Source organism: Fodinibacter luteus (genome assembly GCF_039541575.1).
In the GTDB taxonomy this organism is placed as follows: Bacteria; Actinomycetota; Actinomycetes; order Actinomycetales; family Dermatophilaceae; genus Fodinibacter; species Fodinibacter luteus.
In genome coordinates this window covers 169,129-180,325 of record NZ_BAABGM010000013.1, presented here as the reverse complement: position 1 = coordinate 180,325, position 11,197 = coordinate 169,129, and the positions used below count along the sequence as shown (strand labels likewise).

Genomic DNA, 11,197 nt, shown 5'->3' with positions numbered 1-11,197 from the left:
TCCGACGGGGTTCCTGCGGATCCTCGGAGTGGCTCGGTGGGTCAACTGTAGCGACGGCGAGGGTGTCAGGGACAGAGCCGGCGGGCCCCGGCCGCACGGGGCGTCGGCTCGTGATACGTCTGCGGGGAGGGCCGTCCCGACCCTCCCGGCACCCGATGGTGGTGGTCAGGGGGTCAGTGGGCGGCCCCGGCCGTGAGGGCGTCCGCGCTGCGGCCGGCCCCGTGCGAGCGGCCCGGGGCTCGCACCCCGTTGACCGTCGACGAGTCGAACGCGAACGTGATGACCGCGGTCGCGATGGCGTCGGCGTTCGTGTCCAGGGCGTCGGTGTTGACGTTGCCGACGAGCGGCTGGTCGGCACCGAGGAGGGCGTACAGCGACTCGTCCTGGCCCTTGCCGGTGAGGTTGTCGCAGGACGCGTGGTAGCACGGGTCGTACGCCTCGTCGGCGACACCGCCGTAGCGCTCGGCCTCGTCGACCGTCTTGACTCCCTCGGCGCCGGTGAACAACCCGCCTGCCGGGATGCCGACCGCGATGAACGGGCCGTAGTCGGACCGCCCGGAGAACTCGGAGTCCTGCCACGGCAGCCCGCGCGACGCGTAGAAGTCCTCGAAGACGTCCTCGATCTCGGCCGAGCCCTCGGGGATGAACCCCGCAGGCGCGGTGCCACCGGAGTTGTCGCCGTCGTAGACCCCGAACATGTAGTTGGGCGAGGCGACCATGTCGAAGTTGAGGTAGAGGGCGATCCGGCCCCGGTCCGCCTCGGACAGCTGGCCGACGTAGTGCTCCGAGCCGAGCAGCCCCGACTCCTCGGCGCCCCACCAGGCGAAGCGGACCGTGTTGTTCGGCTTGACCTTGGCCATCTGGATCGCCGTCTCGAGCAGGGCCGCGCTGCCGGAGCCGTTGTCGTTGATCCCGGCGCCCTCCTGGACGCTGTCGAGGTGGGCGCCGGCCATGACCGTGTTGGCGTCGTTGCCCACGCGCGTCTCGGCGAGGACGTTGGATGCCGTGCGCTGCTCGGCCGTGAAGTCGACCGTGACGCGCACGGTGGCACCGGGCGTGCTCGCCAGGTCGGCGCCGGCGTCGTAGGTCGCGAAGACGACCGGGATCGTCAGGCCGGTGGCGTCACCGATCATGTTGAGCAGGCCGGTGCGGCCGGGCTGGCCCTCGTTCATGATGACGGCGCCCGCGGCGCCTGCGGCCTGGGCGTTGAGGGCCTTGACCGCGAAGCCGCACGTTCCGCGCTGGAGCAGGGCGATCCCGCCGGTGGGGAACCCGGCGAAGTCGGCAGCCTCGCAGCCGCTCGTCGAGGAGTTCGCGGGCAGCGACGGGTTGAGGACCAGGTCGACGGGCCTGAGGGCGCCGGTGGCCGTTCCCTCGGGGGCGCCCGGGTCGAAGGTGTTGCGCAGGAAGTCGGTGCCCTCGACGAACGTGCGCGGGAGCGGGCTGGTCCGTGCGAGCTCCGAGCTCTCCTCGACGTAGTCGAACTCGAAGTCCTGGACGACAGGGTCGTAGCCGGCGGCGTCGAGCTGCTCGACGACGTAGGCGACCGACTCCTCGTACCCCGACTGGCCGGCGGCCCGGCTGCCGCCGTTGGCGTCGGCGATGTCCTGGAAGGCCTCGAGGTGCCTCATGACCCCGTCGAGGGTCACGGCGTTCGTGAGCTTCGTGACCGAGTTCGGGTTCGGTGCCGCGGTGGCCTGCGGACCGGCAGTGGCGACGAGGGCGGCGGTGAGCGTGGCGGCGGCAGCGGCGGTCGTGACGGATCTGGTGCCCACAACTGTCTCCCGGTTCACTCCGGCGCCGGGGTGTGGCCGGATCGTCGCAGACTAGACCCGCCGCTGCCGCCTGGGAAGAGCCACGGATCGACCCGAGCCCGCCCCGGGGAGGAGACAGGAGAGGAGCGAGGCCTACGACGCCCGGGCGGTCGACACGTGGAGCAGCTTCCAGCCGACGATGGCGAACCAGATCGGCAGCAGCAGCCCGTAGAGCATGTAGCCCGAACCGATGACCGGGCGCAGCGCCTCGCTGACGATCCCGGCGGCACCCGCGAGCACGCCGAGGGTGGACAGCACCGGTCCGAAGAAGGACGCGCGGCGCATGGGCAGGGACAGGAGCAGGATCGCGGCCGCGGTCAGGATCCCCGCCCACGAGACCGCGTTGGTGGCGGCGATGAGCGCCTCCGCCGCTGAGGCCAGGGCTGGCCGGTCAGTGGCGTCGGCTGCCCGGTAGGCGTTGCTCAGCACGACGAGGCCGCCGTGGAGGGACTGGGGGCTGCTGCCCAGCGCGAGGGCGATGACCTCCGAGGCGACGCCGAACAGGCCACCGATGGCCGCGATGCTCTGGTCGACGCCCTTGAGGGCCACCGCGACCGCGGCGAACACGACCATGGCCGGGACCGCCAACCCGACGAAGGAGACCAGCTCGGTGAGGTACACGACCCGGTGCTGGGCGATGTACTCGAGCAGGGCGGCCCCCCGGGTCGGTGGCAGGGGTGCGACCACGACGAGGACCACGGGCACGAGGACGAGCAGGACGAACAGCAGCGCGGACCAGGCTCCCGCCCGGTACAGCGGCCCCCACGTCGGGTCCGGGTGGGGTGTCCCGGTGGGGTCGGTGCGTGTCCCGGCCGCACCGCCGGGCGAGGTCATCGGGCCCTCACGCCGGTGAGGTGGGGGTCGGACCCGGCGACCGCCGCGCGCCCGGTGGTCGGGCGGCGGTGGGCCGCGTCGCGCAGCCCAGGGGCGTCGTGCCGGTGCGCCCGCTCCGCTCGCAGGAGCAGGGTGAGCGCGACGAGCATCGGCACCGCGTACAGCCACAGCCACCAGCCGAAGAACAGCAGGCCGACGTGGAATGCCAGCAACATCACGAGACCGGCCCGCATCCTCCGGCCGCCGGACAGCACGAGGATGCCGGCCGTGGCCTCGCCCACGATGAGGGCGCCGATGAACACCCCCGTGTTCGGGACGACGAGGGTGGCCCAGGTGTCGCGCACGAACGCGAACTGCGACATCTGCCCGAACTCGGCGAAGGAGTCCCAGTCGGTGGCCAGGTAGACCACGTTGACCATCGCCCCGAAGACGAGGAACAGCACCCCCAGGGCGACCCGGGCCACGAGCCTGGCCCTCGGGCTGCGGTGAGCGCCCACGGACGCGACGACCACGGTCGCGCCCAGGAGCAGCCACATGACCTTCTCCATGGCGTTGCCTTCCACCCGGCCGCCCACGCCGTCGATCCCGTCGACGTCCGGCCACGGGGCAGCCGGGGACGGCCTGAGGACGATTGTCCCGCTCGTGGCACCGGCTGGGCCCACGGATGTGGCTGGCCTCACGAGCCGCCTGCCACGGTGGCGTCGACCACGATCGGGGCGCCGCCGCCGCACACCGGCGTAGCGTCGTTGGCGCCGGGTGCGCTGCGCGTCGACACTCCGGTCCGTGGGCCCGGCACACCACCGTGGCCCTGTGGGCCGAGAAGGTCGCTCCCATGTCCAACACGTCGTCGAACGCTTCGCACGCCGGGCCACTCCGCCCGTCGCGACCCTCCACAGCGACGGGTGGTGCCGGGATGACATGCACCCTCGACCCGACGTCGGCCGCGACGACGCCGCACAGGCCGGATCCGGCGCACCCCACCCCTCGCAGGGTGAGGCTGGCCGGTGCCCTGGTCGCCGCAGCCGCGCTGGCGGTGACCGCCTTCGCGGGGGTCTCGCCGTTGCTGTCCCCGGCCGCGCCCGCCGAGGATGCCGTCGCGGGGTTCTCCATGGACCGCGCCCGTGCCGACCTCGCGGTCGTGGCCGCGGTGCCGCACCCGATGGGCACCGCCGAGCAGGCGGACGTCGAGGCCTATCTGGTTCAGGAGCTGACCGCCATCGGCCTGGACCCCATGGTGGACGAGCAGCTCGTCACGATGGCGCCGGACCCGCCGAACTCGGTCTGGACGGGCACGGTGCGCAACGTCGTCGCCCGCATCGAGGGAACGGGCCCGGACGCCGACCAGGCCGTGCTGCTCGCGGCCCACTACGACTCCGTCCCCGCCGCCGCTGGGGCGGGCGACAACGGCGCCGGCGTCGTCAGCGTCCTGGCGGCCATGCGAGCCCTCGCGTCGAGCCCTCCACCGCGCCACGACGTCATCGCCGCCTTCGTCGACGGCGAGGAGCACGAGATGCTCGGCTCGCTGGCGCTCGTCGAGTCCGCCACGTGGATGGGGGACGTGCAGGTCGCCGTCAACACCGAGGGGGTCGGCAACGCCGGCCGGGTCACCCCTGCCCTCACGAGCCCGGACAACGGCTGGGCCCTGCGCCAGTACCTCGACGCCGTCCCGTCACCCGTCGTCTACTCCGCCTTCGACGCACCGCTGAACGCCACCGGACAGGGTGCCGACCTGGGTCGCTACCAGGACGTCGTTCCTGCCGGTCTCGAGCTGGTCGTCGTGGGTGGTCTGCCCGCCTACCATGCCGGCACCGACACCGCCGGGGGCATGCACGAGGGCACGCTGGCCGAGTACGGCGCCACCGTCGTCGGGCTGGCACGGCAGCTCGCTGAGGCGGACCTCGGGTCCGTCGAGGAGCCGAACCTCGTGGCGTTCACGGTCGTCAGGGGTGTGACCGCTGCCTACCCGTCGACGTGGTCGTTGCCCCTGGCCGTCCTGGGGGCGGTCGGGACGGTCGTCGTCATCGGGCTGGCGGTGCGCCGTGGTCGCGTGTCGCTGCCTCGGGTGCTCCTGTCGTGGCTCGTCCTCGGCGTCGCTGGGCTGGCCGGCATCCTTGCCGCCACCGGCTTGTGGCTTGCCGCGCAGGCCGTCGACCCACGACTGTCCGATGCCATCAACGGCGGTGTCTACGAACGGACGCCGTACCTCCTGGCAGCCGTGGCCGCCGGAGCGGCCGGGGTGCTGCTCGTCCTGTGGCCGCTGACGCCCCGGGCCACGGCGCTCGAGGTCGTGGCCGGTGCGCTCGTCGGGTGGAGCCTCGTGGCCCTGCTCCTGGCCGCCGTGCTGCCGGATGCCGCGTACGCCGCCACCTGGCCCCTCCTGGCCGCCATCGCCGGCTTCGCCGTGCTCGCCGCCCGCGAACGGTCTCCGCGGGTGACGCTGGCGACGGTGACCCTCGCCGCCGCCCCGGCCGTGCTGCTCATCAGCCCCCTCGTCGCCCTGTACTTCCTGCTGGCCGCACGCTTCGAGCTCATGCTGCCGGTGGCCACGCCGTTGCCGATGCTGTGGGTCGTGTTGGCCCTCACCGTCGTCCTCCCGCTGGCGCTGGTGGCTGGCCGCGGGGTCGGTTGGCGACCCGCTGCCGCGGCAGGCGTCGTGGCCGTGGTCCTCGTGGCCGCAGGTGCCGCGCTGAGCGCGGTGAGCACCGGGCCGCGGCCGGACCTGCTCGTCTACCACGCGGATGCCGACACCGGGACCGCGCGCTGGGTGGCCCTTCCGGTCGAGCTCGACACCTACACCGGGCAGGTCGCCTCGAGCGAGTGGACCGAGACGCGGTTCGAGGCGTCCCCCTTCCACCAGGCCGGTGAGACCGAGCCGGCCAGCGCGGCACCAGCACCCGAGATCCCGGCGGGCCGGCTCGGGACGCCGCGGGTGTCCGTCACCTCGGACGCCGCCACAGCCCAGGGGCGTGAGCTCGCCGTGCAGGTCACCGCTCCGCCGGGAAGCTACGCGCTGACCATCGATGCCCGCAGCGGCGCCGGCATCCAGTCCGTCGCGGTGAACGGCAAGGACGTGCCCGCGGCCACGACCGGGGCACCCAGCTCGGTGCGAGTCGTCGCCTTCGGCCCGCAGGCCGGCATCCCCATGACGCTCACCGTGCCGGCGGGGGCCGACGTCGAGCTGGCCCTGGCGTGCTACACCCTGGGCCTCGACGGCTCGCCGGCCGTCGACCTCCGGCCGCGCCCGGCGAGCCTCACCACCGGGGTCCACGAGCTCTCCGACGCCGTCCTCGTCACGACGGTCGCCCGGCTGCCCGGCCCCGGCACTCCCTGAGCGCGCCCCCGTGGTCCATCTCGCCTTCCCGGCGGGCCGGTTGAGCCGATGAGCGGCGGTCAGGTGTCTCGCCGGTAGTCGACGTGCCTCGGGTCCATGGTGGTCGTCATGACGTGGACGTCCTGGACGGTGTCCAGCACCGAACCGGAGCCCGTCCCGGTCGGGAGCCAGGTCTCGACCCGCACGACCCACCGCCACACCGCGGGCGTGACCTCGGGAACGCGGGCCAGGGGTCCTTCGCAGTCCAGGCAGACGGGGTCGAAGGCACTCGCGTGCTCCCGGCACCAGTACACGGTGCATTCGGTGATGTCGCCCGGGTCGTCGAGGTGAGCCTGTGGCGGCCAGCGCAGCGTCAGGGTCGCTCCCTCGTCCGGAGCCCATGCCGCAGAGGTGAGGAAGGAGTCGGTCATCAACCGGCGATGGTCCTCGGACCAGTGAGCAACCGGCGGGAGCGCAAGCTCCTCAGGCAGCTCACCGATGGCCTCGCGGCCGCGTCGGGTGTGCCGCCCACTCGAGGAGGAGTCCGCGGCGAGCTCGGGCACAGGGAACGTCGAGGGGAGCGGTCGGTGCACTTGGTGCTGGACCGGCAGCACGGGAGCGTCGTCTCGGGGATCCATCGGCCTCGACCTCCCTTGAAGCCACTGACCGTACGCCGTCCCCGTGCGTATGGCGAGACCCGCCGTCGGCCGACCTGCCGCAGCTCCTTGGGTCGATCGCTGGGTGAGGGACGCGACGGGCACGCGACAGGGCGCCTGACGCAGACCGAGGGGTCGGCAGACGGCGAAACGACGCGGTCGGCACGAGTGGTGCTACCGCGAGCTTGGCGAAGCGCTGTGCGGGTACAACCAAACCACAAGCTCACCGAAGGAGGCCTGGGATGGCGAAGGATCTCAGTAACGCCGCCAACCGCAAGAAGCTGAAGAAGTCGTCGTTCGCCTTGCCGGAGCAGGAGAAGTACCCGATTCCTGATATCGATCACGCGCGGAACGCCTTGGCCAGGGTGGCCCAGCACGGGTCGGAGGCCGATTGCTCGTCCGCCGACGTCGGGGCGAGGAGTTGCATCGATCCGACCTTCTTTGTCGGCCACGGCCGACAGCGTTCAGCAGGTGGCGATCCGCCACCCCCGGATCCCAAGCGCAGCAGCACGTGAAGCAAGGTGCACGAACGTCCGGACATGTCGCGATCCGAGGTCGCCAGTCGGCGTTGAGACGCACGTAGAGTCGGCTGCCGTGTGCGATCCGAAACCTGGTCCGTCCCACCCTGTCGCCGCCCGGTCATCGGGGGCGCGGACGCCGGGCTGGAGCCTCACGGTCGGGCAGTGTGCGGCTCTTGGTCTCCTCGAGGGCGAAGCGGGCGGCCGACGCGACGCGCCGGTCGGGATCCGAGGTCAGCTCGCGGAGCCGCTGCACGGCCATCGGGCCGGGGATGTCGGCGAGGGCGCTGGTCAGTCGTAGTCGCTGCTCAGGTCTGCCGTCGGCCAGTGCCCGTGCGATGGCGCGATCGACCTCCAGGGCAAGCCCGTGCCGTTCGGCGAGCGCGCCGAGGGTGCCCGCGGCGTCGCCGTCGTCGTGGCCCTCGACGATGAGGCCGGTCAGTACTGGGATCGATGCTGGGTCGCCGTCAGCGCCGGCGGCGAGGGCGGCGCGGCGGTTCACCAACGGGTCGTGGTGGGGGAGGGCCTGTGCGAGCGCGGCTCTCGAGGTGGCGGTGTTGACCTTCTCGAGTGCCTCGACCGCGCGACGGCGGCGGTCGGCGTCCGCGCAGTCGAGCGCTTCCCGCAGGAGCGGCACCGCGGCATCTCCGGCTCGGGCAAGCGCCCAGCGCAGTGATCCGGCCACAGCCGGATCCGGCTCGCTGAGGGCCGCCTCGACCACCAACGGCACGTCACGCCCCAGTGGGTCGGACAGCGAGAGCGCGAACCGGTGGCGGGCCGACGGGCTGGTCGCTTCCAGCCCACGCAGCAGCCCCATCGTGTGCAGGACGTCCGCCCAGTCCGCGGGGTCGCTGCCGTGGACCCGCTCGAGCGTCCGCAGGAGCTGCTGGTGTTGCCGGATCCGTTCGCGGGTCCGGTCGATCAGCTGCTCCACGAGGGTGACCGGAACGAAGTCCGGGGTGTCCAGGGCCGCCGCGACTTCCTTGAGGGTCAGGCCCAGTGAGCGCAGAGCCTCGGCGTAGAACAGCCGGCGGAGCTCCTCGTCGGTGTAGTCCCGGTAGCCCCCCGGGGTGCGGCCGCTCGGAGAGACCACGCCGGTCCGGTCGTAGTGGCGCAGCATCCGGGAGCTGATCCCGGACCGCTGCGCCACCTCGCCGATCAGCATGCGTCGGTCCCGACCAAGGGCGCCCCCCGCAGCGTACGAACCCGCTTCGCCTCCTCGACCGCCAGCTCGAACGCCGAGTCCGGGTCCTCGATGAGCCTCAGGGTGGCGATGGCGTGCGCCCGCACGGCCTCATCGGACGCGTCGCACGCCGCCTCCACGACTGGTACTGCCGCCTCGCCCAGCATCATCAGTGCCTGGCTCAGGCTCAGTCGGACATCTCGCGGCCCACGCCCGAGCTGCGTGCCCAGCAGCTCGGCGAGCCGTTGTTCGGCACCGTGCGGAACGAGGCCGGCGGCGGTGCGCCAGGCGGTTCGCGCCACCTCGTCGTCGGCGTCGATGAGCAGCTGCGGGCCGATCGCGGCCCACGCCCTCGGGTCGCCGATCTTGGCGAGCGTGTGCAGTGCCTGGCCCCGAGCCCGGGCCACCGGTGAGGTGAGCTCGGGCAGCAGCCGGTCCACCACGGCGTTGTGGTCATGCTGGGTCAACGCCCAGGTGAGCATGTCGCGAACGAAGAAGTCCGACTCGACCGCGCACCGCGCCACCAGCACGTCGACGAGCTCCAGCTCTGGGTTCGAGCCGGCACTCAGGGCCGCCGCGAGCCGAACCTCGGTGCGTGAAGACGCGAGCGCCGCGGTCACCTGGCGCATCCTCCGGGCGTTCTCCTGGGTCATCTGGGACCACCTCCTGCATCCATCAAAGACCTTGACACCGTGACAACGTCAAGCGCTTACAGGTCCACGCGCCATCGCTCAGGGGGGCACAGCCTGTCCGGCCAAGCACGAGCGTCCCGCCACCGGCTTCGGAAAGCATCCTTGGTGGTCATGACCTGATGCGCGAGCTTCGCCACTGCCCAGCCGCGCGGCACCCTGCCCGCGAGCCAGCCACCGAATCACGGACGCCACGCCCGTTGGCGGCGATAGGGCACAGGGCGAAACCACGCAGTTGTAGTCGACTCCGCGGTGCTCGGCTTCACGGCAGGGCGGGCTCGTGCTGCTCTCGCTGGAACTGTTGGGCGGCGTCTTCGGTGATCAGTCCTTCGTCCGCCAGCCACTGCACGGCGCGGATTCGTGCCCTGGCGTCCCGCAGGGCGTGCCAGGCCGAGATCAGCTCGGGGTGCCCTGGTAGAGCGTGCTCTTGAAGCGCCGGAACGCGCCCTTGCCCTCCAGACAGCGGCCTCGTTGCTCGCCGGCGCCGCGGTCGCTGATGCCCTCGGCGAAGTCGACCATGTCCTGGTACCAGACGTAGGGCGGGAGAGGGTCGATCAGGATCAGGTCCAGCTCGTCGAGCTCGACCGGGTTCTCGCCATCGACGCCCAGGTCGCTGGTCCACAAGACAAGCTCGCCCGTTCTCGGGTCGATCAACCATCGATGCTCGTAGTCGGTCTGATCTGCCAGCGCGGTGGCGATCTCCTCGACGTCGATGGCGTCCAGGTCGAGCATCCACCCAGCGTAGGACCGAGGTCGTGGCAACCGGTCGAGCCCGGCACCTGCTGCGGTGGAGGGCTTTCGTCTCGTTCGCCACACCGCCACGCCGCCCCCTCACCACGGGTGTACGGAGGACTGCAGAGATCTCACGAACGGGGGATCGCCATGGTGACGTTCCACATCGTCGATGAAGCAGTCATCCAAGCGACTCCGGGGCAGATCGAGGAGGCGTTTGCCGACGAGGCCGCCGGACGCAGCCACTGGTGGGGCCCGAAGGTGCGGATGCGAACCCGTGATGGCCGCTCGCCTCACCACATCGGCACGGTCACGGACTACCGGGTGGCCACCCATGGACGCGCAGACGGGGCCGGGTGCCGCCAGGTTCGTCACACGGGTCACCCAGCGCGAGCCCGGTCGAGTCGTCACGGAGTACTTCGACGGCGCCTTCCGCGGCCACGCGGTCTTGACCACCGAGCGGGTTGCCGAGGGTCGCACCCGCATCCGCAATGACCGGCAGCCGCAGACCCACGGCCTGGTCATGGGGATCATGGCGCGGCTGGTCGACATCGGCGCAGGCCACTCAGGCCTGATGCGCGACGGTTACGCCGGCATGGAGCGATACATCGCCCAGAAGCACACCGCGCCACCGGCGTGAGATGCCGTTGACCGCGCCCAACGCACCTGCCGAACTCTGGCGCCGCGATCAGTCGGGCTCCCATGGCATGAAGCTACGCGGCACGCGGCGATGAGGGCTACTCGCGTGATGTCAGGGCCCTTCCCCTCGAACCCACTTTCGTCACACGATGTGTCTGGTGGTGAGCGACGAGCAGCCATGCGGGGGCCGACGAGGCCGGGGCCGGCTACGACGTCGAGGCCCTCAAGCGTCGCGGCCGGGGCCGACCCGGACGTGGCGCCGAGCCGATGCAGGTGGTCGCGGTCCGGCTGACCGCTGAGGAGCTGGAAGCCCTCGATGCTGCGGCCTCCAAGCACGAGATGAGCCGATCCGAAGCGATCCGGGCAGCACTGGCGAGCTTCGCCGCGTGAAGGTCCACCCCAGCGCCCTCAGACACGGGGTAGGCGCGGAGGATGCCGTCCGGGCCGCCGAGCGGGCGCTGCAGATCGAGCCGCTCACCGAGGAGGAGAACCCTGAGCGTGAACTGCGCCTACGCATCGACACCCGGGCGCGGCTACTCGAGACCGTCGTGCTCGTCTTCGACAGCGGCGATCAGGTGATCATCCACGCGATGCCGGCCCGCGCAAGAAGTACCTGGACCTGCTGCCGTGAGAGTCAAGGCCAAGCTGCTCGATCGCCCGCCCGTTTCGCGGCAGAGACGCAGGTGCGGTCGGTTGGCCGTCTTGCATGGAGGCGGTCCCGCAGCCCGGCTCGCGCTGGTCTTTGTGTGGTCCGTGTCATGATCGGCTTCGATGTCGGGGCATTCCTGCCGGCGCCCGCTGACCTGGCGGTCTAGATATCTT

General features: G+C 71.7%; 11 protein-coding genes and 1 pseudogene. 5 read left to right on the top strand and 7 right to left on the bottom strand.

Translation table 11 applies throughout. The annotated features are described in order from the left end of the window. Nucleotides 1-173 precede the first annotated feature (173 nt). The 3 genes from ABD899_RS10560 to ABD899_RS10550 all read right to left on the bottom strand — a co-directional run bounded on the left by ABD899_RS10560 (nucleotide 174) and on the right by ABD899_RS10550 (nucleotide 3,196). On the bottom strand, nucleotides 174-1,775 hold the full coding sequence (locus ABD899_RS10560; protein ID WP_345205538.1) for a M28 family peptidase: 1,602 nt from the start codon (nucleotides 1,773-1,775) through the stop codon (nucleotides 174-176). A 132-nt stretch (nucleotides 1,776-1,907) separates the two neighbouring features. Continuing rightward, the gene (locus tag ABD899_RS10555) at nucleotides 1,908-2,648 is read right to left on the bottom strand and encodes a hypothetical protein (protein WP_345205536.1); all 741 of its coding nucleotides are present in this window, start codon (nucleotides 2,646-2,648) and stop codon (nucleotides 1,908-1,910) included. After that, nucleotides 2,645-3,196 (bottom strand): hypothetical protein, encoded by a 552-nt coding sequence (locus tag ABD899_RS10550; protein WP_345205534.1) that lies wholly within the window; start codon nucleotides 3,194-3,196, stop codon nucleotides 2,645-2,647. Before ABD899_RS10550 ends, ABD899_RS10555 begins: the two co-directional genes overlap by 4 nt. Before the next feature lie 443 nt (nucleotides 3,197-3,639). On the opposite strand from ABD899_RS10550, the gene ABD899_RS10545 reads away from it, so the two are divergent. Further along, on the top strand, nucleotides 3,640-5,979 hold the full coding sequence (locus ABD899_RS10545; protein ID WP_345205531.1) for a M28 family peptidase: 2,340 nt from the start codon (nucleotides 3,640-3,642) through the stop codon (nucleotides 5,977-5,979). Between the two features lie 59 nt (nucleotides 5,980-6,038). Here the strand turns inward: ABD899_RS10545 and ABD899_RS10540 are convergent, their stop codons facing one another. Next, nucleotides 6,039-6,389: a hypothetical protein gene (locus ABD899_RS10540; protein WP_345205529.1), complete on the bottom strand. Its 351-nt coding sequence runs from the start codon at nucleotides 6,387-6,389 to the stop codon at nucleotides 6,039-6,041. Between the two features lie 467 nt (nucleotides 6,390-6,856). Here ABD899_RS10540 and ABD899_RS10535 point away from each other — a divergent pair, with 467 nt between their 5' ends. After that, nucleotides 6,857-7,129 carry a DUF6582 domain-containing protein gene (locus tag ABD899_RS10535; RefSeq protein ID WP_345205526.1) on the top strand — a complete coding sequence of 91 codons (273 nt, stop codon included), beginning with the start codon at nucleotides 6,857-6,859 and terminating at the stop codon, nucleotides 7,127-7,129. A 124-nt stretch (nucleotides 7,130-7,253) separates the two neighbouring features. On the opposite strand, the gene ABD899_RS10530 is transcribed toward ABD899_RS10535, so the two are convergent. The 3 genes from ABD899_RS10530 to ABD899_RS10520 form a co-directional block, all read right to left on the bottom strand. After that, on the bottom strand, nucleotides 7,254-8,297 hold the full coding sequence (locus ABD899_RS10530) for a HEAT repeat domain-containing protein (RefSeq protein ID WP_345205523.1): 1,044 nt from the start codon (nucleotides 8,295-8,297) through the stop codon (nucleotides 7,254-7,256). Beyond that, nucleotides 8,291-8,968 (bottom strand): HEAT repeat domain-containing protein, encoded by a 678-nt coding sequence (locus ABD899_RS10525; protein WP_345205520.1) that lies wholly within the window; start codon nucleotides 8,966-8,968, stop codon nucleotides 8,291-8,293. Before ABD899_RS10525 ends, ABD899_RS10530 begins: the two co-directional genes overlap by 7 nt. Before the next feature lie 432 nt (nucleotides 8,969-9,400). Continuing rightward, entirely contained in the window at nucleotides 9,401-9,736 is a 336-nt protein-coding gene (locus ABD899_RS10520) for a hypothetical protein (RefSeq protein WP_345205518.1), read from the bottom strand. 334 nt (nucleotides 9,737-10,070) lie between these two features. Between ABD899_RS10520 and ABD899_RS10515 the strand changes: the two genes are divergently transcribed. From ABD899_RS10515 to ABD899_RS10505, 3 genes and pseudogenes are all read left to right on the top strand, one after another. Continuing rightward, nucleotides 10,071-10,376 (top strand): hypothetical protein, encoded by a 306-nt coding sequence (locus tag ABD899_RS10515; protein ID WP_345205515.1) that lies wholly within the window; start codon nucleotides 10,071-10,073, stop codon nucleotides 10,374-10,376. Nucleotides 10,377-10,561: 185 nt separating this feature from the next. Continuing rightward, nucleotides 10,562-10,765 (top strand): annotated as a pseudogene (locus tag ABD899_RS10510) (ribbon-helix-helix protein, CopG family); the annotation flags it as partial. Next, nucleotides 10,762-11,190, top strand: coding sequence for a hypothetical protein (locus ABD899_RS10505; protein ID WP_345205513.1), 429 nt, complete (start codon nucleotides 10,762-10,764; stop codon nucleotides 11,188-11,190). The pseudogene ABD899_RS10510 and the gene ABD899_RS10505, both read left to right, overlap by 4 nt. Nucleotides 11,191-11,197 lie beyond the last annotated feature (7 nt).